This is a genomic window from Fontibacter flavus, assembly GCF_042432905.1.
Classification (GTDB): domain Bacteria; phylum Bacteroidota; class Bacteroidia; order Cytophagales; family Cyclobacteriaceae; genus Fontibacter; species Fontibacter flavus.
In genome coordinates this window covers 1-22,626 of record NZ_JBHLWI010000057.1, presented here as the reverse complement: position 1 = coordinate 22,626, position 22,626 = coordinate 1, and the positions used below count along the sequence as shown (strand labels likewise).

The 22,626-nt window shown below is 38.7% G+C and carries 18 protein-coding genes; 8 read left to right on the top strand and 10 right to left on the bottom strand.

Annotated features, from left to right (window positions below; genetic code table 11):
- Window positions 1-365 precede the first annotated feature (365 nt).
- The 3 genes from ACFFIP_RS17670 (at window position 366) to ACFFIP_RS17660 (ending at window position 2,859) form a co-directional block, all read left to right on the top strand.
- Window positions 366-1,712, top strand: a complete 1,347-nt coding sequence (locus ACFFIP_RS17670) for a PhoH family protein (RefSeq protein WP_382389082.1) — start codon at window positions 366-368, stop codon at window positions 1,710-1,712.
- A gap of 154 nt (window positions 1,713-1,866) precedes the next feature.
- Complete coding sequence (locus ACFFIP_RS17665; RefSeq protein ID WP_382389081.1) at window positions 1,867-2,190, top strand: hypothetical protein; 324 nt, start codon at window positions 1,867-1,869, stop codon at window positions 2,188-2,190.
- A gap of 312 nt (window positions 2,191-2,502) precedes the next feature.
- Entirely contained in the window at window positions 2,503-2,859 is a 357-nt protein-coding gene (locus ACFFIP_RS17660) for a hypothetical protein (RefSeq protein WP_382389080.1), read from the top strand.
- A gap of 66 nt (window positions 2,860-2,925) precedes the next feature.
- On the opposite strand, the gene ACFFIP_RS17655 is transcribed toward ACFFIP_RS17660, so the two are convergent.
- The 7 genes from ACFFIP_RS17655 to ACFFIP_RS17625 all read right to left on the bottom strand — a co-directional run bounded on the left by ACFFIP_RS17655 (window position 2,926) and on the right by ACFFIP_RS17625 (window position 12,195).
- Window positions 2,926-3,681: a LytR/AlgR family response regulator transcription factor gene (locus ACFFIP_RS17655; RefSeq protein ID WP_382389079.1), complete on the bottom strand. Its 756-nt coding sequence runs from the start codon at window positions 3,679-3,681 to the stop codon at window positions 2,926-2,928.
- A gap of 141 nt (window positions 3,682-3,822) precedes the next feature.
- Complete coding sequence (locus ACFFIP_RS17650; protein ID WP_382389077.1) at window positions 3,823-4,560, bottom strand: LytR/AlgR family response regulator transcription factor; 738 nt, start codon at window positions 4,558-4,560, stop codon at window positions 3,823-3,825.
- Window positions 4,561-4,572: 12 nt separating this feature from the next.
- Window positions 4,573-5,628 carry a sensor histidine kinase gene (locus ACFFIP_RS17645; protein WP_382389076.1) on the bottom strand — a complete coding sequence of 352 codons (1,056 nt, stop codon included), beginning with the start codon at window positions 5,626-5,628 and terminating at the stop codon, window positions 4,573-4,575.
- A 94-nt stretch (window positions 5,629-5,722) separates the two neighbouring features.
- On the bottom strand, window positions 5,723-8,554 hold the full coding sequence (uvrA, locus tag ACFFIP_RS17640; protein ID WP_382389086.1) for an excinuclease ABC subunit UvrA: 2,832 nt from the start codon (window positions 8,552-8,554) through the stop codon (window positions 5,723-5,725).
- Window positions 8,555-8,664: 110 nt separating this feature from the next.
- Window positions 8,665-10,449 carry a DUF748 domain-containing protein gene (locus ACFFIP_RS17635; protein ID WP_382389074.1) on the bottom strand — a complete coding sequence of 595 codons (1,785 nt, stop codon included), beginning with the start codon at window positions 10,447-10,449 and terminating at the stop codon, window positions 8,665-8,667.
- A 67-nt stretch (window positions 10,450-10,516) separates the two neighbouring features.
- Window positions 10,517-11,458, bottom strand: a complete 942-nt coding sequence (locus ACFFIP_RS17630; RefSeq protein WP_382389073.1) for a lytic transglycosylase domain-containing protein — start codon at window positions 11,456-11,458, stop codon at window positions 10,517-10,519.
- Window positions 11,459-11,460: 2 nt separating this feature from the next.
- On the bottom strand, window positions 11,461-12,195 hold the full coding sequence (locus tag ACFFIP_RS17625) for an LOG family protein (RefSeq protein WP_382389072.1): 735 nt from the start codon (window positions 12,193-12,195) through the stop codon (window positions 11,461-11,463).
- Window positions 12,196-12,368: 173 nt separating this feature from the next.
- Between ACFFIP_RS17625 and ACFFIP_RS17620 the strand changes: the two genes are divergently transcribed.
- The 4 genes from ACFFIP_RS17620 to ACFFIP_RS17605 are packed head-to-tail and all read left to right on the top strand — an operon-like array spanning window position 12,369 to window position 14,517.
- Window positions 12,369-12,980: a YkgJ family cysteine cluster protein gene (locus tag ACFFIP_RS17620; RefSeq protein WP_382389071.1), complete on the top strand. Its 612-nt coding sequence runs from the start codon at window positions 12,369-12,371 to the stop codon at window positions 12,978-12,980.
- A 54-nt stretch (window positions 12,981-13,034) separates the two neighbouring features.
- The gene (locus tag ACFFIP_RS17615) at window positions 13,035-13,382 is read left to right on the top strand and encodes a phage holin family protein (protein ID WP_382389070.1); all 348 of its coding nucleotides are present in this window, start codon (window positions 13,035-13,037) and stop codon (window positions 13,380-13,382) included.
- A gap of 6 nt (window positions 13,383-13,388) precedes the next feature.
- Window positions 13,389-13,763, top strand: a complete 375-nt coding sequence (locus ACFFIP_RS17610; protein WP_382389069.1) for a hypothetical protein — start codon at window positions 13,389-13,391, stop codon at window positions 13,761-13,763.
- Window positions 13,753-14,517 (top strand): phosphoglycerol geranylgeranyltransferase, encoded by a 765-nt coding sequence (locus ACFFIP_RS17605; protein ID WP_382389068.1) that lies wholly within the window; start codon window positions 13,753-13,755, stop codon window positions 14,515-14,517. Before ACFFIP_RS17610 ends, ACFFIP_RS17605 begins: the two co-directional genes overlap by 11 nt.
- A 44-nt stretch (window positions 14,518-14,561) precedes the next feature.
- Here ACFFIP_RS17605 and pheS read toward each other — a convergent pair whose 3' ends face one another.
- From pheS to aspS, 3 genes are all read right to left on the bottom strand, one after another.
- On the bottom strand, window positions 14,562-15,590 hold the full coding sequence (gene pheS, locus ACFFIP_RS17600) for a phenylalanine--tRNA ligase subunit alpha (RefSeq protein ID WP_382389084.1): 1,029 nt from the start codon (window positions 15,588-15,590) through the stop codon (window positions 14,562-14,564).
- A 229-nt stretch (window positions 15,591-15,819) separates the two neighbouring features.
- Window positions 15,820-18,705, bottom strand: coding sequence for an outer membrane beta-barrel protein (locus ACFFIP_RS17595; RefSeq protein ID WP_382389083.1), 2,886 nt, complete (start codon window positions 18,703-18,705; stop codon window positions 15,820-15,822).
- A gap of 254 nt (window positions 18,706-18,959) precedes the next feature.
- Window positions 18,960-20,717, bottom strand: a complete 1,758-nt coding sequence (gene aspS / locus ACFFIP_RS17590) for an aspartate--tRNA ligase (RefSeq protein WP_382389067.1) — start codon at window positions 20,715-20,717, stop codon at window positions 18,960-18,962.
- Between the two features lie 381 nt (window positions 20,718-21,098).
- Between aspS and ACFFIP_RS17585 the strand changes: the two genes are divergently transcribed.
- On the top strand, window positions 21,099-22,361 hold the full coding sequence (locus ACFFIP_RS17585) for a peptidoglycan DD-metalloendopeptidase family protein (protein WP_382389066.1): 1,263 nt from the start codon (window positions 21,099-21,101) through the stop codon (window positions 22,359-22,361).
- Window positions 22,362-22,626: the final 265 nt, after the last annotated feature.

The following is a 22,626-nucleotide window of genomic DNA, read 5'->3' as shown; positions in this document are numbered from 1 at the left end:
GGACAAACATGGACTAATTTAATAAAATCATCCCCTGGGACACCCAAAACCGAAACTTAAGAATCCATAAACATTGAAATTCAATAACTTAAAAAATTACGGTGAATAATCTGCGGAAGTCAGGAATAAGCTTAAAGTTATTTCAGGATCAGAAAGACCATCTCTTAGAGCTGGTCTTTCTGTTTTCCTTAAAATATTTTTTCTAAAGGGAAAGCCATCGTAGAATCAGAATTTATATTTCTGATTATCAGCATGATGGTATTATGCTTTCTACAACTATTTTTTATTTATCTTATTAAAATGGTAATCTAAATTTTATTTTTCTAACTTATTCCTAACTAGTAACCACTAAAATTTTATTGTTTATGCCCAGAGCGAAATCCGATAAAGAGCGAAAAATCTTTGTGCTCGACACTTCTGTTATTCTGTTTGAGCACAACTCCATCATGAATTTTGCCGAGCATGATGTGGTCATCCCAATTACAGTCCTAGAGGAGCTAGACCAATTTAAAAAAGGGAATGACACCAAAAATTTTGAAGCAAGGGAATTTATCCGGATGCTGGACAATCTGGCAAAGGACAAAATGATCCATAACTGGACCCCGCTCAATGGGAAGACAAAAGGGAACTTCAGGGTACTCATGAATCCTGATAATAATATCAATGCCAATATCATCTTTGGTGAAGAAAAAAATGACCATAAAATCCTGAATGCTGCGCTTCATCTGCAGCAGACTGAAAAAAACAGAAAGGTAATCCTGGTCAGTAAAGACATCAACCTAAGATTAAAAGCAAAATCTCTGGAAATACACGCAGAAGATTACGAGACAGGTAAGATCAAAAATATCTCAGAACTTGAAAACACAGGCAAATATAACCTCACAGATGTAGATCCTAGTATTATTAACCGCTTATATGAAAGCCATTCTATAGAATCCAAACTGATTTTGGGCAATAAAAAAAGAATAGCCAATGCTTATTATATCATCAAAAGCGAGAAAAACTCCGTATTGGCCTACTATAATCCTGAAGAGAATACCATGGAAAGGGTGGATAAGAAAATCGCCTACAACATCAAGCCAAGAAATGCGGAACAGACATTTGCACTTCATGCTATTTTAAATCCAAGGATTAAACTCGTTTCAATTCAGGGTGTGGCAGGTACAGGAAAAACTCTTCTTGCCCTAGCTGGAGCCTTGGAACAAAGAAGGGATTTCAAGCAGATTTACTTGGCCCGCCCCATTGTGCCGTTAAGCAATAAAGATATTGGATACCTTCCAGGGGACATAAAGTCCAAACTAAACCCATACATGGAGCCCTTGTGGGACAACCTCAAATTCATCCAAAACCAATTCAAAGAATCTGATAAGGAATACCAGAAAATAACTGAAATGGTCAATCAGGAAAAACTTGTGATCCAACCTTTGGCCTATATCAGGGGAAGGTCCATTTCCAATATCTTCTTCATAGTGGATGAAGCACAAAACCTAACTCCGCATGAAGTCAAAACCATCATCAGCCGAGCTGGAGAAAACACCAAAATAATTTTCACCGGTGATGTCTTCCAGATTGACACGCCCTATTTGGATACCCAAAGTAATGGACTCTCCTACCTGATAGACCGGGTTAAGGACCACCCCCTCTATGCCCATATCAAACTGGAAAAAGGTGAAAGATCAGAACTAGCTAATTTAGCAAACGATCTTCTGTAATAAATAGATATTTTCATCAATCCGATAGATAATTTTATAAATCTATCGGATTTTTATCATTTCTTTTAAAACCTTTTTTACATATTCTCGTATTCTATTCTTCAGATTCCCCCAAGTGGGTTTAAAAAAGAGAAAAAAAATAAAAGATAAGAATATGAAAAAGAGCAGATTAAACGGTACAAGAAGATTTTTGTCAATTGGCCTAGTCACGATGATGGCACTATTTACAAATGGAGCTTTTGCAAAAACAGCGAACAACTCAAATGACCAATTAAGAGAAGAAAAAATAGGGGACATTGTTCCAGATTTGGAGAATATTAAACCAAGCCCTAGAGTCACTATTATCAATAAATACGGTGATGTCATTGCGGAATTTTATGGAGAGAAAGAATTACTGAAATCAAAATTTCAGGAAACATTTCAAAAGTCAAAATTTATCCTTTCCTATGATGATCACCACTTCTATTTTATGGATTAGGGAATAAAAAGAACAATATCCCTCAACAATGCCTAAAAGGAGCTAAAACCGAAAGATTATTCCGATAATCCTTCGGTTTTTTCATTTTATATGGATCATGACGCAACTTTTTTTAAAAGTGTCTTTCTCTTTATACTGTATCAATACAAAAATTTTACTGTCCGAAAACGCACACACAAAAGACTGAATACAGAATCTATTTTATTGATTTTCAGTATTTTATGATTTTTGGATCGGGTTTTGGCATAATACAAATACCCGACTGATAGGGGAGAAACAAATCAGGAAAAAAGAAAATAAAACAATAAGAAAATGAAAGCGACTATTTTAACTCAAAAAAACGTCTGTGCCATTTTAGGACTAATGATGGCTTTGACAATCTTATGGAGTGCGAAAGCAGAAGCGCAGGTTGATCAAATCAACAAGGTAAACCCTTCAATTTTTCAAGAAGGATTTGAAGTTCAGGGAGAAGAAATCATTCCTGCTGTTGAACTGAATTTGTCAGAACTCAAAGCAGAACCCACGATCACTTTGATTGATAAATATGGTGAAGTAGTGGCTGAATTTTACGGTGAAAAATCAGAACTCAAAAAAAGATTTAAAGAATCATTTCAAAAAGGAAATTTCGTAACCGCGCATGGGAACCACGAGTTTTACCTTGTAAGATAGTTTAGTTGATTGTTTGGTTTTTTGAAAGAAAAAAAGGTGAGTTTTGCTCACCTTTTTTCTTGATCATTAACTTTCTGTAATGGTATTCAACTTAGCAAGGAAGCTGTTATAGTATTGTCTTCCTACCTGCACCACTGCTCCGGACATAAGGTTAATATCCTTGGTATTAAAACTCTCAATTTGTCCAAGCTGTACAATAAATGATTTTTGAACTCTCAGGAATAGGTGGGCGGGTAATTTGTCCTCCATATCTTTCATAGATTTCCTGATGGTATAATTCCTATTTTTGGTATAGATGGTAACCATATTACCATTTGCCTCCACATAGTAAATTTCGGTGTAAGGCACTCTTTCATAAGCATTGTCAGCTTTGATGAAAACGGCATCAGTTACCAAATATGGGCTGTCATCTTTTGCTTTGGCTGCAACAGCTTCAATAGAAGGTTTGGTTCTTTTGTTATAAAGAACAATTTCAACTATGGCATGAATATCATTGGTATTGAAAGGCTTCACAATGAACCCTGCGGGGTTAATTCTTTTTGCCCTTTCAATAATAGTAGGGTCACTGTAAGAAGTCACATAAACCAATGGCACTTCTATCATCTGTTTGATGATTTCTCCAAGCTCGATACCATCTTTATCACCTTTGAGCTTGATATCCATAAAAACCAAATCAGGTTTATACTTCTTGATAATCTTGATTGCCTGATTGGCAGAATTGGCAATGTCAATATTTACATAGCCCAAAAGCTCCAAAATCTCCTCAATATTCTCAGCAATATTAACATCGTCTTCAACGATAAGAATTCTTTCCTCTTTCATAGACCGTTCTCGGGAAATAATACGTTATTAAAGTTTAAGTAAATTTTGTACACAAATAATATTACTTGCCTATTTACAAAATTTAACTTTCACAATCAAATAAATGTATTTTATTTTTCCAATTACTGGGGTTTTGACGAATTACAAACTCATCATATCCTTGAATCTTGCTGCTTGTCTTCTGCTCACCTCAATTCTATCCCCTCCCTTTAGGGTCACTACAAGACCGCCATTAAACCATGGTTCAATAGCCTCCACCCAGCTCAGGTTGATGATGTGCTTACGGCTTGCCCTGAAAAAGGATTTTTCATCCAATCTTTCATCTAAGGCATTCAAGGATTTGTGGATCATTGGTTTATTGTTATCAAAGTACACTTTGATATAGTTACCATCTGATTCAAAGAGCCTGACGTTGGACAACTTCACAAACCAACACCTGTCACCATCTTTGACAAAGACCTGATCATCAAGGGTAAGCTTCTTGTTTTGCTGAGCAATAGTGGCATCTTCATGCCTATCTGAAGCATCGCTGAGCTTCTTCTGAAGTCTCTCTATTGCCTCTCCAAGCCTTTTGGGCTCAACAGGTTTAAGCAGATAGTCCAAAGCATTCACCTGGAAAGCCTTGAGCGCATACTCATCGTATGCAGTGGTGAAGATCACATGTGGAACATTGTCGAGTTCTTCCAGGAGATCAAATCCTGTTTTCTCTGGCATCTGGATATCCAAAAACACCACATCCGGTGAAAGAGATTCTATTTTTTCTTTGGCATCATCTACATTATTTGCTTCACCCACCACTTCGACATGGTCAAACTGGGAAAGCAAATTGATCAGCTCTTTTCTGGCCAATCTTTCATCATCGATTACTAGTGCACGCATTTTGTCGAAATTTTAACCTAATGTAAGGCTTTGTTTTGGAATTTTTATTTCAGTAATGACAAAATCGTTCCCTGAATTGAAAATTTTAAAGGAAGATCTATTGCCATAAATCAGTTTCAATCGCTGTATGGTGTTACTTATTCCATGACCTCCGCCATCTTTCTTTTTATTCAAAACACTGGGCTTTACCAACTGCCCACTGTTCTTCACCTGAATGACTAAGTCATCTGTCAGCCCCTCATAACATTTGATTTCAATCAATCCCCCCTTTACCCTATTGGAAATACCATGCTTGATGGCGTTCTCCACAATAGTCTGTAACATCATAGGAGGAACCTTATAATCATATGCCGTAGGTTCGATTTCGTATTTGACCGTTAACCTTTCTTCAAATCTGATAGATTCTAAGTTGAGGTAATCTTTGACTGTATTGATTTCATTTTCAAAATCAATTGTCCTCTTTTTATCCATCATCAAAGAAAACCGGAGAATATTGGACAATTGGGTAATGGCTAATTTTGCCTTTTTTGGATCTTCATCCACCAGAGCCCTTACAGAATTAAGCGCATTGAAGATGAAATGAGGGTTCAATTGACTCTTCAGGTGGTTAAGCTGTATTTCATTGATCTTCGCCTGATATTTCAGAGATTGGTTATAATTATCCAAGAAATGGAATAAAAAGTACAGCATAACCCAAAGTGCATAAAATAAAAAGCTCACAAATATATTTACGGATATCACCACAGGCCTAAAATCAACCTCAGGATCCAAGGTTCCAAAAATCAGGTTGATGATGATCTGAGCCGTCATATTGAGCACACTGAGAACAGTCAATGCCAATAAGGTATTGACCAATAAACGGCTAAATCTAAGATTAAACCAATCGTATTTTTTGATAACCTTCCTTAATGCCTGTGTTGACAAAAGGTAAAATATAGCCAAGGATAAAAATGCTCCAACCTGTATAAACGTAAGTCCCCTATCTAAAGAAACAAAAAAAAGATTGATCAGTGCAAAACTGCCCCAACCTAAAAACTGTAAGATCCAATATAACCGATTTCTGTTCATAGCCTGACTTCAAATATAGCAATGTGCTTTGAAGTCAGGCTAGAATTTTTACAGCAGGGTGCTATATGTTACAATGGTAGGTTGTAGAAGATGCTCAATTTAACTCTAGTTTCAAAAACTTAGCAGTGTGACTACCTTTATGTTGGGCGACAAATTCGGGAGTTCCCTCCACCAAAATCCGTCCTCCTTTTTCTCCTCCCTCCGGACCGAGGTCCACAATATGATCTGCAACTTTGATGACATCAAGATTGTGTTCTATGATCAATACAGTATTCCCTTTATCCACAAGTTTGTTGAGCACTTCCAACAAGTGTTCAATATCCTGGAAATGCAATCCTGTAGTAGGTTCGTCCAAAATATAGAAGGTATTGCCCGTATCTTTTTTTGAAAGCTCAGTAGCCAATTTGACCCGCTGGGCTTCACCACCTGAAAGGGTGGTGGCATGCTGCCCTAGAGTAATATAACCCAACCCTACATCATTCAAGGTTTTGATCTTTCTGAGAATTTTTGGTTGATTTTCAAAAAACTCAACAGCCTGCTCTACTGTCATGTCTAATACATCCGAGATAGATTTGCCTTTAAATCTTACTTCGAGGGTTTCCCTATTGTACCTTTTACCCTTACAGGTCTCACATGGAATATGAACATCGGGTAAAAAGTCCATTTCAATAAGCTTCATTCCAGCTCCTTCACAGTCTTCACACCTGCCGCCTTTTACATTGAAACTGAACCTTCCTGCTTTATACCCTCTGATTTTGGCTTCTGGCAATTCGGTAAATAATGCTCTGATATCTGTAAAAACTCCCGTATAAGTCGCAGGATTGGATCTTGGTGTCCTTCCAATTGGAGATTGGTCCACTTCAATGACTTTATCCAAATGCTTTAGCCCATCAATAGACTGGTAGGTCAAAGGCTCTTTCTTGGACCTGTAAAAGTGCTGGTTGAGTAATGGAAATAAGGTTTCATGAATCAAAGAACTTTTCCCTGAACCTGATACACCTGTGACACAGATCATCGTACCTAATGGCAGCTTCAGATCCACATTTTTGAGATTATGCCCCGAAGCACCTTTCAAAAGCAATTCTTTCCCATTACCCTTTCTTCTTTCATTTGGCACCTGAATTTTCAGCTGAGCTGATAAGTATTTGGCAGTAGTACTGCCTTTTTGAAGGATCTCTTTTGGTGTTCCTGCTGCCACAATCTGACCACCATGCCTCCCTGCCCCTGGACCAATATCCACAACAAAATCAGCATCCATCATCATGTCCTTGTCATGCTCCACCACCAAGACAGAATTACCCAAATCCCTCAGATCCTGCAGGGCTTTGATCAATTTTACGTTATCCCGCTGATGCAAACCTATACTTGGCTCATCCAAGATATACAGCACTCCAACTAGCTGGGTACCAATCTGTGTGGCCAGCCTTATACGCTGGGCTTCACCCCCGGAAAGCGTCCTCAAAGGCCTGTTGAGAGAAAGGTAATCCAAACCTATATCCAAAAGAAATCCAATCCTCTTCCGTATTTCTTTCAATACCTCTTTGCCAATGATCTGCTGACGATCCGACATCCTGTCTTCAAGCCCCTCAAACCAGGCGCCCATGGTATTGATATCCATCATCGCCAATTCCCCAATATGCTTCCCATCAATCCTGAAATGTAGGGCTTCCTTTTTCAACCTATATCCTTCACAGTCCGGACATATTTTGGTAGTGGTAAACTCATTCACCCAATCCTGAATTTTATCCGAACTCCCTTCCTGCTGTTTCTGAAGAAAATTAATAATCCCTTCAAAAGTAGTATGCCATTGGGTACCCGGATATTTGACTGAGTCTACTGCCACCTCAATTTTATCCCCATAAAGCAGGATATTGACAACCTCTTCGGGCAATTTTTCAATGGGGGTACTGATGCTGCATTTATAATGCTTGAGAATTGCATCTATTTTCTTAAAAATCCAGATATCCCTGTACTCCCCCAATGGCGCAATTCCACCTCTGGTGATACTCAGGCTGGGATCCGGCATGATATTTTCTTTGGTGATCTCTTCTATGACCCCAAGACCATTACAGGTCGGACAAGCACCGTAAGGACTGTTAAATGAGAAGGTATTGGGCGCTGGCTCATCATATGATAAGCCGGTTGTAGGATCCATCAGGTACTTGGAAAAATGATGGATATTCCCTTCTTCATCCCGGAGCATGATTACACCCTTGCCATGCTGCAAAGCTGTTTTCAAAGATTGCGTAATTCTATACCTATCATCCTCATCCGCCACTATCCTGTCCACAACAATCTCAATATCATGAATCTTGTAACGGTCTACTTGCATTTTGGGAACCACCTCCATTACCACACCATCCACCCTGATTTTGGAAAATCCCATTTTCCTGATCTGCTCAAAAAGTTCTCTGTAGTGACCCTTTCTACCTTTGACAACTGGAGCCAGGATATACAATCTTTTACCTCTAAAATTATCAAACAATTGTTCAATGATCTGATCTTCGGTCTGTCTGATCATTTTATGGCCAGAAAGATAAGAAAATGCTTCTCCTGCCCTTGCATAAAGCAAACGCATAAAATCATAGATCTCTGTCACTGTTCCTACGGTAGATCTGGGATTTTTGGAAGTAGTCTTCTGTTCTATGGAAATTACCGGTGATAGGCCATTGATTTTGTCTACATCAGGACGTTCCATCCCCCCTAAAAATGACCTTGCATAAGCAGAGAAGCTTTCCATATACCTTCGCTGGCCTTCTGCATAAATAGTATCAAATGCCAAGGAGCTTTTCCCACTACCGCTAAGGCCGGTGATGACTACCAACTTATTCCTTGGAATGCTGATATCGATATTTTTGAGGTTATGTTCCCGCGCACCAAAAATTTCGATGAATTCTTCTTTTTTCTCTTCTATTGGGTCGTTCATGAGGGATTTTTGCATTTTCTACGAGCTTGCAAAAGTACAAATTTAAGGCGGTGATTCCCAGATTGGGACAAAAGATAAACCCTTAAATTCTTACAAAGTTTCGTTTGTTATCATTTTTTCTCTTCTTCTCCCAGCCTTCTTTTTTGCTTACTAACCGGTGCTGTTTTGACTTTCTCTTCCTTTCGTTGAGACTGGACCTTAGTCTGATTGGAAAGGACTGCTTCTGATTTCCTTTCCAAATCCCTTTTTCTCATCGCATCTATATCCTCTCCTGTTACTGTTGATTTCAGACCTGAAAAAATCAACTTCCACCAATAATTGAATACAGATTTGTGAGTTTCTCGCCGGAAAAAAACCTGTCCTTTTTTTAAGTCTCCTTTGTTGTTGGGATTACTGGACTTAATGATGATTTTATTGGCCAAAAACGCCCCTATTTTCCGAAAGATATTCTGGTCTTTTTCAAAATCTTTATTGAGCAATTCCAACTCCAGATTGTCATACCGGATGATCAGATCGCCTGTTCCTTCCAGATCATTCCCGGCGATGTTAAAGTCTAATCTGTTGACCACACCTGACTTAAAACTTGCCTTTGCTTCGGGCTCCAACATGGTATTCAACAACCGCAAATCAAGCTTTCCTAAAGTTCCTTTTAACCAGAAATTCCCTGCAGCATCATCTAAATTATATCTGATAGTCGATTGAAGTGAACCCTGTCCCATCAATTTGGCTGTGAGGTCTACATCAAGCATATGATTGTCCATGCGTCTTTCCGGATAATTGGAAATATTTCTGATCGATGCACCAACTTCCGAAAAAAACAAAGTTGCTGATCGGGGCGAAAGGTTGTCGGGCCTCTCTTCTATCAGGATATGCGAGTTTGCCAATACAACATGATCAATATGGATTACCTGCTTAAGATTCTGAAAAACTTGACGAAGCATCTGAGGTCGTTTATCAAGATTCTCTGGCTTCCTTTTATCCACAAACAGCTCCAATTGTAAATTATCAACATAAACAGAATCCACTTCAATAATACCATTTCTTAAATATTGCTCAAAATTGACGCCCTGAAGTTTTAATTTGGCTTCATCAATCTTTATATAACTTTGTCTATCCTCAAATTTAGAAGTGTATTCATATTTTGGAAGCTTATTGAGCAGCCCCATATGTCCAAAAGCCATACTTTTAGATTCGGTATCAAGCTCAATATCTCTGACCTCTACATATTGACGAAATTGGTCGAAATGAAAGGCAACTTTATTGATTTTTCCATGCACCCACCCAACCTGAAAAAGTGATTGAGGATTTTGGATATCTTCCTTTGTCAATTGAAAGTCTATCGTCCTGAGGTTCATATCCACTAACTCAGCTTTGAGTGAGTCATGAATATTATCCCGTAATTCAACCGAAAAATCCCTGAGATCAAAGTACTTCACCTCAATCAGATCATAGTCTTTCCCTTCTGCTCTTTTATTTTGTTTAGGCTCAAAATGCAGGGATTCAAAAGGCGGACTGGAAGAGATGATCTTGATGTTTTCCAATTTGGCTGAGTCTACAGAGATGGTATTTTTAAATAAAAAAGTATACCATTGAAAACCCGTTATATCTACTTGATCTGCTTTGAGATTCACTTTTACAGCTTTTTGATCAATTAGGCTGGAAGGCCTGACTGAAATATTACTGATTTTAAGATAGGTGCCAAAGTAATCGTAATCTAACCTGATATCTCCAAAACTTACCTCGTGATTGCCAAAACTACTAGTTCTGGTAATCATGTTGGTGACAATACGGTCTGCATGATGATTCAAATACTGATTGATCAAAAAGGGAACCCCACGGGCAATGAGAAAAACCAAAAACAAAACCCCTAAAAACCAAAAGAAAAATTTTTTCATAAACAATGGATTGAAAAGTCAATTTATTGAAAAACAACGGGATTGACTTCTCATACCATAGAATTTTTTACTCAACAGGAAGCTTGATCAAATAATCTCTTCCTTTTCCCACATTTAATTTGGAGGATCTAAGCCAAGGATTGTGGATTTTGAGTTCCTTATAATTACTGTTATACCTCAAAGCCCATTGGGCCAAATTAGGGATGGATTGATTGACTTTGAGCTCTCTGAACAAGGGCAATTTATAATAATCTTTGCTATTCAGTTCAAAGCCATATTTTTCAGGATTCTCGAAAATCTCTTTAAAGGCCAGGATCCTGAATAAATACCTACTGGTCTCCTCATTCAACAATAGATCATAATAATTCTCCAGTTTTTGCTCTTCCTTTCTTTTTCTGAGACCAGTGATACCCATGTTGTAACTCGCTGCTACCGAAGTCCAGTTGCCAAATCTTGCATAGGCTGACTTCAGATACTGACAGGCTGCCAGGGTTGATTTTTCCAAATGGTAGCGCTCATCCACATCATTACTTACTTCCAGATTATATTCTTTGGCGGTATTGGGCATAAACTGCCAAAAACCTCTGGCACCGGCAGGCGATACCACATTCATCAATCCGGACTCTGCCATTGCCAAGTACTTGAAATCATCAGGAATGCCATTTTCCCTTAGTATTTTTTCTATCGTGGGGAGGTACTTTGCAGACCGTTTCATCAGCAGGATCATGTTGGATTCCCAATAAGCATTTACATAAATTTCCCGCTCAAATCTTTCCAAAACATCTACCTGCTTCAAAGGAACTGCCTCCTCTGCAAAAGTGATCTTTTCAGGCAAATCGAATATTCTGACTTTTGCTTCAGGGATTCGGAACTGCAATCTTTCTCCTTCCGAAGACTCAATGACAATTTGATCTTCGGAAGAAAGAAATTGGTCTTTTTTTTGGAAAATCAATATCCCAAATAAAATGACTATTAATCCATAGAGGATAAATAAGTGGTGTCGTCTCAATGTTAATAGTTTGGAGTCAAGATATATTTATTGTAGAAATCATCGATTACTTTGACTGCTTCACTGGCATCATCTACCAAGAAGAATAAATCTAGGTCTTCTTTGTTGATATAATGGTATTTTTCCAATAAGGTCATTTTGATCCAATCAATCAGACCTCCCCAAAACTCCCTTCCCACAAGCACGATAGGGAATCTTCCGATCTTGATGGTCTGGATCAGAGTCAGGGCCTCAAATAGTTCATCAAGGGTCCCGAATCCTCCTGGAAGAACGACAAATCCCCGGGAATATTTGGTAAACATTACTTTTCTGACGAAGAAATAATCAAACATGATCATCTTATCCGGATCGATATAAATATTTCCTTTGGCTTCGAAGGGTAATTTGATGCACAATCCGACCGATTTGCCGTTTTCTGAATTGGCGCCCTTATTGGCCGCTTCCATGATTCCAGGACCACCCCCGGTAATAACACCATAGCCATGTCTTACCAACTTGGCGGAAATCTCTTCTGCCATAATATAATGGGGGTGCTCAGGCGAGGTCCTCGCAGATCCAAATACCGATACGCATGGGCCTATTTTAGCCAGCTTTTCAAAGCCTTCCACAAACTCTGAAATTACCTTAAAAATCACCCAAGAATCTGTACTCTTGATCTCATTCCAGTCTCTTTCCTTGAATGCCTTCCTGATTTTTTCCTCTCGTTTTTCCTCAAAATTGTCAAATCTACTACTCATAATGGTAACTTTTATTGAAAAGAATACATGCTGAAAAATGATTTTTCTCGCGGCTAAATATAAACCATTCAACAGGGAATATAAAAACATACTTCTTTTCAAGGTTTTAATTTTTCACCCTATTGTTTTGATTCTTAACTCTTTTTACCTTCGCAGGCTTTTATTTAAAATTTATGAATCTTCAGGAAAAATCGCAGGAAGTCAGAAAGGTTTTTGACGAACTGGATATGGAAATCAAGGCTTTCTTGGCTACCAGCAAATTGACTTGTATTTCCGGCTGTGGGTTATGCTGCTCCAATCCAAAAGTATCTGCCTCGGTTTTGGAATTTTTACCTTTGGCATTTGACCTATATGAAAAAGAAAAGGCTGAGAAGGCTCTGGAACTTTTGGAAAATACCACTGAGGATCAATTTTGTATCCTGTATAAATCCCTTTCTCTTGACAATGCCATGGGCTTCTGTTCAGATTATGCCAACAGGGGAATGATTTGTAGACTTTTCAGTTCCTCTTACAGAAATAACAAAGAGTCTAAAAAGGAAATTATCACCTGTAAAAAGATCAAAGAGGGGAAAAAAGAATTGTATCAAAAAGCCGCTAAAGAAGTGAATGAGGATTTGGCTTTGCCTTCTAGTAGTGGGGCTTATTCTCAGCTTTACAGTATTGACTTCCAAATGACCGCCAAGCAAATGCCCATCAATCAGGCTATCAGAGAAGCCCTGGAAGCGGTTTTGACTTATAAATTTTATACTGAAAACCAAGAACCTGAAGCTTCAGAAAGTTTTTGATGCCAGCTTTTTCCTGTATATTGTGATGGATATTCACAAAAACATTGGCATTTTATGTTAAACATTTCTGAAATCATACAGACCATCAAGCAATTAATAGATGTAAGGGTTCAGCTCGTCAAAGATGAAATTAGTGAGCAGTTTGCTTCTGTGCTCTCACGGATATTTTTGTTGTTGTTGATGGCTACCTTTTCGGTAATGATTTTACTTTTTTTGAGTTTTTCACTAGCTTTTTACCTTAGTGAATTGATGTATTCCACTTACAAAGGTTTCTTGTATGTAGGCTTGCTCTATTTGTTGGTTTTTGTACTGATCTACTTCTTGAAAGATGCCAAAAGCATTGTGGATTCCTTCCAAAAATTTTTGAAGCACTTTATTTTCAGAGGAAAAAGAGAGGAATAACATATCATGAGAGAGGACTTGAAAAAAAAGGCTGAGGAATTGGAGCAAACCCTCGAAATGCAGTTAACGCTTGCCAAAAAAGAATCTGAAGATTGGGTGAAGATAGGGGGTGCTGTAGTGGTCAGTGGGGCCTTGGCTTTTTTGGCAGTACGCCTGCTGACTGGAAAGAAAAATAAAAAAACAGAAAAAGTACTGAAAGTACTGGAAAAAGAAGGTCTCTTAGACGAGGAAATCCAGTCCAAGCTGACCCAAAAAAGCCAACCTGGATTTTTTGGCAGACTGGCTGCTATCCTGATACCCTTGGCCATCAAATATGGTCAAGATCAGTTTCTTAACCGCTTCTACGAACCCAATAATACCTTGAAAGAGGATGAGAAATGACCTGAGCAACAGACTGAAGGCCCTGGCCCTAACAGGTCAAAAGGGTGTTGCCTGGCTGATAGATCCAGATGATGTTATATCAACCGAAAAATTCAAATCCCAGCTTTCTACTGTTGAACATTTACATTTAGACTTTATATTTTTAGGAGGGAGTCTGATACAGGAAAACACGGTATCAATGATTATCAAAAACATCAAGGAGGCTTTACCGGAAATCCCCATAATCTTGTTTCCTGGTAATGTCATTCAGTTCTCCCCCTTGGCGGACGGCATTCTTTTCCTCTCTTTAATTTCCGGAAGAAATCCTGATTTATTGATTGGTCAACATGTCAGCATTGCCCCCTTATTGGAAAAAAGCAATCTTGAAATTTTACCAACCGGCTATATGCTGGTAGATGGCGGACATACTACCAGTGTACATTATATCAGCCAAACCATTCCTTTACCCAACCATCACCCTGAATTGAGTGTCGCAACGGCTCTGGCGGGAAGTTATCTAGGTTTACAATATTTTTATTTGGATGCAGGCAGTGGTGCTCCCAATCCCGTTTCTCCTGAAATCATTAAAGCAGTGAAAAGTAAAGTGAAAGCACCATTGATTGTAGGCGGTGGGCTCAATTCACTTGAAAAGATTAAAATGGCTTACCAAGCAGGTGCAGACTTGGTAGTCATCGGTAACGGAGCTGAAAAAAGTCCGACACTGCTCAGGGAAGTGTCTGCATTTTTGAACACAATCAAGATTTCCGCAAATTAAAAACGCCTCTCAAATTCTTAAGAGGCGTCCATTATATAATTTTGCTAAAGCATGGACCTAAATTGCTTCAGGAACCGTACATCATTTTCGGTAAAGAGTCGCAGATCTTTGATCTGATATTTGAGCATGGCAATTCGCTCTATACCCATTCCAAAAGCGAAGCCAGTATATTTTTTGGAATCAATGCCACAGTTTTCCAATACATTGGGATCTACCATTCCAGAACCGCCAATTTCTACCCAACCGGTCCCTTTGCACACATTGCATCCTTTGCCACCGCAAAGCTGACAACTGATATCAATTTCAGCACTAGGTTCTGTGAAAGGGAAGAAAGATGGTCTAAAACGCACTTTGGTCTCTTTCCCAAACATTTCTTTGGCAAAGTGATATAGGGTGTTTTTGAGATCTGCAAACCCCACATTTTCATCCACATACAAGCCTTCAACCTGATGGAATATACAATGTGCTCTGGCAGAGATCGCCTCATTTCGGTAAACCCTCCCTGGAGATAAGGTCCTGATAGGGGGCTTTTGGTTTTCCATTACCCTTACCTGTACAGAAGAAGTATGTGTTCTCAAAGCAATATCCGGATTCTTCTCAATAAAGAAGGTATCCTGCATTTCCCTAGCCGGATGGTTTTCCGGGAAGTTAAGTGCCGTAAAATTATGCCAATCATCTTCGATTTCAGGGCCTTCAGAAAGGTTAAATCCTATTCTCTCAAAGATTTCAATTATTCTTTGTCTGGTTGCTGTGAGTGGGTGGATCCCGCCAACAGCAACATTGGTAGGTGGCAAAGTAAGGTCAAGATCGGAAGATTTCGCCTTTTTGGAGGATGCATTCACTTTATCAATCAGCTGCTGGAATTTCTCCTCAGCCATCTCCTTCACCTCATTTACCAATTGACCATATTCCCTTTTTTGTTCATTAGGAATATTCCTCATTTCGGCAAAGAGTTCTCCTACCACACTTTTCTTACTGATAAATTTCATCCTATAAGCCTCGAGTTCATCTTGATTTGCTGCATCCGCAGCTGCGATGGATGACTTGATGGCTTCTATCTTTTCCTGATGCATATGCTGTAATATTTTCAGAACCACAAATCTATAACAAATGATGGGAAATACACTTTTTTCCATTCCCAAAATCCACTTGCAAAACGATGTAATTCCAAGCCATTCCTAAAAGAGTTTAAAAGAATCATCTCATTTCAACTTACCATTTCAACTCATCTTTTTTAACAGGACGGTTCATTTTGGATAGTTGGAAGCAAAAAAAAGGGGTTGCCATCACAACCCCTTTTCATTACCAGGTTCTTCCCCCTCCTCCAAATGGTCTTCCCATCATCGGGCCACCTTGGTTTCGTTCTGGCTGCTGTTTAAAGTTGCCTATAATGTAGGTAAAGGATAGCATACCATACCTTGTCAAAACTCTTGTAAAGGTATCTTCAATCGTCACGTCATTGACAGTTCTTCCGATAGCATTATTCTGATTGAGCAAATCAAATACAATAAACTTCAATTCTCCCTTGTTATCTTTCAGGAACCTATAGCCAGCTTCAAGGTTCCATAACCATACAGACTGATCCAAATCAGCGGAAAGACCTCTGTAAAGCATATTGTTCACATTGTTGGCGATAAATAACTTTCCGTTGTTTGGGGAGTAATAGAACCTGATATTTGAATTTTGGATATAGAAATTATTGCTCAGGTTATTCTGCAAACTGCTATTCACAATTGTGTATGTACCTGTGGTTGACAAAGTAAAATCCACATCTTTACTGATATTACTTGTCAAGGTAAACCCTTGACTCAGGTCTAGATTATCGTTCATATTTTTTTGCCCATTGATCAGACCAGGTGTTCTGTTAAAGGATACACTGGAATTCAAGTTAAACTGTGACCTGATTTTTTTGATCGGCGTTCCATAAGTTACAAACAACCTCGACCTAAGATTACCTGAAAGGTTCTCAGGACGGCTGATCTGGGCTCCTGGCCTTAAGAGTACTTCTCCATTGACCAAGGTATCTGTCTGTGCCACAAAAGTGCCATTGCCAATGAAATCCTCTGTCACTGAAAGGAAAAGGAATGAGAAGAATGTGCGGGATTTCTCAAGATTCATTTTTGAGAAATTGGTGAAAACCGAGTGCGTAAATGCCTGACCCAAATCCGGGTTACCCACTGACAACTGTAAAGGGTTTTGGTTATTGATTACATTCTGGAGCTGATTGACGCTTGGTTCCTGTGTATTGGTTCTATACCTTAACCTGAATGAAGTTCCTTTTTCCTGGTTTCTGTAGAAAGCATTTAAGCCTGGTAGGAAGTTACTGAAAGACCTGTTGAAGGTTTGTTCCAATGGGAAAAAGCTTTCATTATCCTGAACTGCATATTGATAATCCAAATTGGCATTCACATTCCAGTTTTTAAATCTGTAATTGTAACCTGCGCTTGGTCTTTGCACGATAAATTTATTATCAAATACGTTACTCAAGGCAGTGTCCAATACCATAATCCCCAATTCGGGCATCATGGCAAATGTTTGTTGGTCCGCAGAGGTTTTATTGTTACCTACTTGATACGATAAGGTCAGTAAAGATTTTTCAGTGACCGGTTCTGTATATTGGACAGTGGCCCTGTAGTTGAATCCATCCGAAAGGCCAAAGGTTTCCTGAATTAGGGTATCTCTGATATCCCTAATGAAATCTCTGTTGGCTGCAATCAGCTCAGACAGCTGATCTCTTTTATTCCATGAAGTGAAAACAGTAGTGGAAAGTGTTCTACCCTGCTTATCAAATTTATACCTGTAGACAAAATTGTTGGATATATTATAACCCTCGGTGTTGGCATCTGAAGTAGAGAAAGTACTACTTAAGGGATTTAAAGTAGCATTGAGATTCAGACCATCCCTTTCATTGAAAGTTGAATTCTTCTGAAAATTGATGGATGGGGTTACAATGATGGCATTTTTCTCATTGATATCATACTCAATCCTGCCATTGACACGATGGTTATTGTTTTTAACAGTATTCAACAAACTCTCTTCGTAAAACTGCCTATTAGTCTCCGAAAGGATGGTTTCCCTATTGGTCAACCTAAATAAGTTATTATTGGTTGAGTTGAAGAAATAACTCGCAGTCAGGTTCATTTTCTGACCTATTTTATCACTATAGTTCAATCCCAAACTGTTTGTCGTGATGATTCCTTGGTCCTGACCTACTAGGAAGTTGTTATTACCTCCTCCTCCCCAGCCACCACCACCGGGTCGACCACCTCCTCCTCCAGGACGGCCACCGCCGCCACCACTACTTACACCAACCAAATCTTGTGAAGAGAAATTCTGTTGGTTGATATTGTTAAACATGCCAATGATGGAAATTCTTTTATTCCCTTTGAAAATATTGAAGTTACCACCCGCAGAATACCTATCCTGAGTTCCTCCTCCTGCATAAATCCTCCCGAATTGCCCGCTGTTCCTATCCGGTCTAGTGACAATGTTGATGGTACGGGAATAATTACCATCGTCAAATCCTGTAAGTCTGGACTGATCAGAACGCTGATCCAGAATTTCTATACGATCCACGACATCGGCTGGTAAGTTTCTCAAAGCCAAAAAGGGATCACTGCCAAAAAACTCGCGGCCATCGACCAATACTTTTTGAACCTGTTCTCCTTTTGCCTGAATTTCGCCATTTTGAATAGTCACACCAGGTAATTTCCTGACCAGGTCTTCTACATCTGCATTTTCTCTTGTTCTGAAAGCATTGGCATTAAAAGATGTTGTATCACCCTTCACCTCTCCAACCACCACTTGGCCTTCTATGAGAACTTCGCCCAAAAGTTTACTATCTTCTACGAGTACCAAAGTACCCAAATCCAATGCATCACCTCTATTATGTATTTTAGTGATTTTTTGATATCCCAAGAAAATAATTTCCAGTTTGACATTGGGAATATCTGGCCTTCTCACTTCAAAAGACCCATCTACCCCAGTTACTGTTGATACTAACAATGAATCTGTTACTGTTTTGACCAGCACATTGGCCCCAATCATCGCTTCTTTCTTTTCACCTTCAATCACCTTACCCTTCAAGAATACTTCTTGTCCCCTCCCCTGAACTCTTTGCGCCTGTATTTCAAAGGAATAGACTGCTAAAAAAAGAAATAAAAATAATTTTAATAAAGATGTTTTCATCATTTAGTTGGTTTTAATCTTTCTTTAGACACATCGGATTATCAAAAAGTTTAATCACGAATGCTCCAATATTTTGAATGGAATTTTTACAGGTTAAATGGTACAAAATCGGGTTAAAAATTAACCTACAAAAAAGACCAACCGCTTTCATAGCAGTTGGTCTCTACTGTATTCAAATTGGTAACAAGAATTATAAGATAAAGCTGATTACTTTTGAATATGGCTTAAACTAATTTTGTCCAGGTTTTATTTGATCATTTTTTCTCTAAGGCAACCCTGATGGAAAGTTCAAGCAATTGCTCTTCAGCGATTGTACTTGGAGAATCGATCATCACATCCCTTCCGGAGTTGTTTTTAGGAAATGCAATGTAATCTCTGATAGAGTCAGACCCGCCAAAAATCGCACATAGCCTATCAAAACCAAAAGCAATACCACCATGAGGAGGTGCTCCATATTCGAAGGCCTCCATCAAGAAACCAAACTGCTTCTGCGCTTCTTCATCTGTAAAGCCTAGGTGTTTGAACATCAACTGCTGCGTAGCCCTATCGTGAATCCTGATGGAACCGCCACCTATTTCCACACCATTAATGACCAAATCATACGCATTGGCCCTAACCGCACCTGGATCTGTCTCCAATAAAGGAATATCCTCTTTTTTAGGAGAAGTGAATGGATGGTGCATAGCATGGTACCTCTGTGTTTCCTCATCCCACTCCAGCAATGGAAAATCCACAACCCAAAGGGGCTTGAATACTGTCCTATTCCTCAGACCAAGGTCCTCTCCCATTTTTAAGCGCAATTCAGACATTTGCTTTCTGGTAGATTTCTCATCTCCACTCAATACCAACAAGAGATCCCCTGGCTTGGCATCCATTTTTTCAGCCCAAGCTTTCAAGTCTTCATTGGAATAGAATTTATCTACAGAAGATTTATAAGTGCCGTCTTCATTACATTTTACATAAACCAAACCTTTTGCACCTATTTGTGGTCTTTTTACCCAATTGGTCAGTTCGTCCAATTGCTTTCTCGTATACTCACCAGCACCTTGGGCACAAATGCCTACGACTAATTCAGCAGAATCGAAAATCGAGAAGCCTTTACCTTTGGCCAAATCATTGAGTTCGACGAATTTCATGTCAAATCTCAGATCAGGCTTATCGTTACCATAATACTTCATGGCTTCTGCATAGGTCATTTTTTTGACCTCTTCCAATTCAATACCTTTCACCGCATTGAAAAGATGCTTGGTCAGACCTTCAAAAGTATTGAGGATATCTTCTTGACTAACGAAAGACATTTCACAGTCAATTTGGGTAAATTCCGGCTGGCGGTCGGCTCTTAGGTCTTCATCTCTGAAACATTTGACAATCTGGAAGTACCTGTCGAACCCACTGACCATCAGCAATTGCTTGAAAGTCTGAGGAGACTGTGGCAAAGCATAAAATTCACCTGGATTCACCCTGCTTGGCACCACAAAGTCTCTAGCTCCTTCAGGTGTAGATTTGATCAACACAGGTGTTTCCACTTCAATAAAATCCTGAGCATCCATATACTTCCTAGTCTCCTGCATCATCCTGTGACGAAGCTGAAGTTTTTCCCTCACCACATTTCTTCTCAAGTCAAGGTACCTATATTTCATTCTCAATTCATCCCCTCCGTCTGTTTCATCTTCGATGATAAATGGAGGAACTTTGGCTGAATTGAGAACAGTTAGACTTTCCACTTTGATTTCAATGTCCCCCGTAGGTATTTTATCATTTTTGGAAGTTCTTTCAATCACTTTTCCTTGTGCCTGAACCACAAATTCACGACCTAGGGATGCGGCCTTATCCAGTAAAGCTTTATCAGTAGAACCTTCCTCAAAAATCAATTGGGTCACTCCGTATCTATCTCTGAGATCCACCCAGATCAACCCCCCTTTATTTCTTACTCTTTGAACCCAACCAGCAAGGGTTACCTCTTGGTGGATGTTCTCGATTCTTAATTCTCCGCAAGTATGTGTTCTAAGCATGTTTTTGCTGTGTTTTTTAAAGTTGACAAAGATAAACAAAGCATTGGGAGTATGCTAAATTGCCATTGAAGAATAGGATAAAACTTCAATATTTATGCCTATAATTTTTAAATAATCAAAATGAAGTTCATGTTATTGCAAATTCTAAAATTGATAAGTTTCTAAAAAAAGTTGAATAAACTTTCGAATGCACAATAAAACAAAAAGACTGTTGTTTACATACAGTAATCGAAATTCTATAAAACAGAATGATGACCCACAACCTATAATAAATTGAAAAAAAATGTTAAAATTCTAAGAATTAGCTGCTGATATTTGGAATTTGACCGGATTTTAAATTTCTTTGGTTTTGATCATCCCAACTGTTGATTTGCTTAAACAATGAATAAAAAATGGATTAGTACCAGTGCCATCATTCTAATGTTGGCTGGAGGGTTATATTTTGCGAGTAACCATCAAATATTCAAAGCAGCCCCAGAGGAAGAAGAAATAGTTCTAGAGGAAGAAGTAATTGAGGAAAATCTTTTGTACGGAATCAATATTAATGAGCTCGATGTGATAGAAGGAGTGGTTGGAAAAAACCAAACGCTTTCTACCATTTTGGCTCCTTTTAATGTTCCTTACCAGATCATTGATGAGATTGCTCAAAAATCCAAGGATATTTTTGATGTGCGAAAAATCGCCTTCAATAAAAAGTTCACTGTCCTCTCTGCAAAAGATTCTTCACAGGCCCAATTTTTTATTTATGAACCAAATCCCGCTGAATATGTAGTCTTCAAACTCGATCAGGTTGAGGTTTATAAAGAAGAAAAACCGGTAGAAATAAGAACAATCGAATTTGGAGGTTTGATAACAAAGAGCCTTTACCAAGATATGATTGAGATGGGAGCTTCTCATGAAGTGATCAATAAATTTGCGGATTTATATGGTTGGAATGTTGATTTTCAAAGGGTTCCAAAAGGAGACAAGTTCAAGGTAGTTTACCGTGAAAAGGTCGTAGAAGGGGTTGCTGTTGGATTTGACGGCCTAGAAGTGGCTTATTATGAACACAAGGGTCAGGAATACCACGCCATACCTTTTGAGCAGAATGGGGAATTAACTTTTTTTGATCAAGATGGCAACAGCTTTAAGAAAGAATTCCTTCGTGATCCAGTCGAATACACAAGGATTAGCAGTAAGTATAATCTCAAAAGATTCCATCCGGTACAAAAAAGATATAAGCCGCATTTAGGGACAGATTATGCAGCTAAAACTGGAACAGAAATCAGAACAGTAGGAGATGGAACAGTAGTGGAAGCCAGATATACCAGCGCCAATGGCAACTATGTGAAAATCAAACATAATGGTACCTACACGACACAATACCTCCATATGTCCAAAATTGCCCCAGGAATGACACCAGGAACAAGAGTAAAACAGGGTCAAGTTATTGGATTTGTTGGCAGCACTGGATTAGCAACCGGTCCGCATTTGTGTTTTAGATTTTGGAAAAACGGGAAACAAGTAGATTGGTTAAAAGAAGAAATCCCTCCTTCTGACCCAATTGCTCCAGAAAACAAATTAGCGTTTGATCAGGTCAAAATGGAAAAAATGCAGCAAATCGCAGCCATTCCTATAAGAGAAGAATTGATTGCGGCTAAATAAAATTGCTTACTTCTATTTCTGTTAATCCATTTAAAAGAAAGGCTTTAGCTTTCAAGATTCGATACTAAACCCTTTCTTAAGATCAAAGATAAGTGTCAATAAGAATATCTAAATATAACTTACCAAACAGGTAAATAAAAAAAAAAGCTAACCGAACCTCAGTTAGCTTTTTTAGTTTTTAAACCGACGATAATTAACTTTTACATCCCTTGGGACCGATATCTTTATTGTTGTTGTTCTTTACTGTCTTTCTATTATCTCTCAT

Coding starts and splice junctions, on each gene's coding strand:
- ACFFIP_RS17595 (WP_382389083.1), bottom strand. CDS start 18,705: ATGAAAACATCTTTATTAAAATTATTTTTATTTCTTTTTTTAGCAGTC.
- ACFFIP_RS17625 (WP_382389072.1), bottom strand. CDS start 12,195: ATGAGTAGTAGATTTGACAATTTTGAGGAAAAACGAGAGGAAAAAATC.
- ACFFIP_RS17650 (WP_382389077.1), bottom strand. CDS start 4,560: ATGCGTGCACTAGTAATCGATGATGAAAGATTGGCCAGAAAAGAGCTG.
- ACFFIP_RS17655 (WP_382389079.1), bottom strand. CDS start 3,681: ATGAAAGAGGAAAGAATTCTTATCGTTGAAGACGATGTTAATATTGCT.
- ACFFIP_RS17620 (WP_382389071.1), top strand. CDS start 12,369: ATGAATCTTCAGGAAAAATCGCAGGAAGTCAGAAAGGTTTTTGACGAA.
- ACFFIP_RS17665 (WP_382389081.1), top strand. CDS start 1,867: ATGAAAAAGAGCAGATTAAACGGTACAAGAAGATTTTTGTCAATTGGC.
- ACFFIP_RS17635 (WP_382389074.1), bottom strand. CDS start 10,449: ATGAAAAAATTTTTCTTTTGGTTTTTAGGGGTTTTGTTTTTGGTTTTT.
- ACFFIP_RS17670 (WP_382389082.1), top strand. CDS start 366: ATGCCCAGAGCGAAATCCGATAAAGAGCGAAAAATCTTTGTGCTCGAC.
- uvrA (WP_382389086.1), bottom strand. CDS start 8,554: ATGAACGACCCAATAGAAGAGAAAAAAGAAGAATTCATCGAAATTTTT.
- aspS (WP_382389067.1), bottom strand. CDS start 20,717: ATGCTTAGAACACATACTTGCGGAGAATTAAGAATCGAGAACATCCAC.
- pheS (WP_382389084.1), bottom strand. CDS start 15,590: ATGCATCAGGAAAAGATAGAAGCCATCAAGTCATCCATCGCAGCTGCG.
- ACFFIP_RS17615 (WP_382389070.1), top strand. CDS start 13,035: ATGTTAAACATTTCTGAAATCATACAGACCATCAAGCAATTAATAGAT.
- ACFFIP_RS17660 (WP_382389080.1), top strand. CDS start 2,503: ATGAAAGCGACTATTTTAACTCAAAAAAACGTCTGTGCCATTTTAGGA.
- ACFFIP_RS17610 (WP_382389069.1), top strand. CDS start 13,389: ATGAGAGAGGACTTGAAAAAAAAGGCTGAGGAATTGGAGCAAACCCTC.
- ACFFIP_RS17585 (WP_382389066.1), top strand. CDS start 21,099: ATGAATAAAAAATGGATTAGTACCAGTGCCATCATTCTAATGTTGGCT.
- ACFFIP_RS17645 (WP_382389076.1), bottom strand. CDS start 5,628: ATGAACAGAAATCGGTTATATTGGATCTTACAGTTTTTAGGTTGGGGC.
- ACFFIP_RS17605 (WP_382389068.1), top strand. CDS start 13,753: ATGAGAAATGACCTGAGCAACAGACTGAAGGCCCTGGCCCTAACAGGT.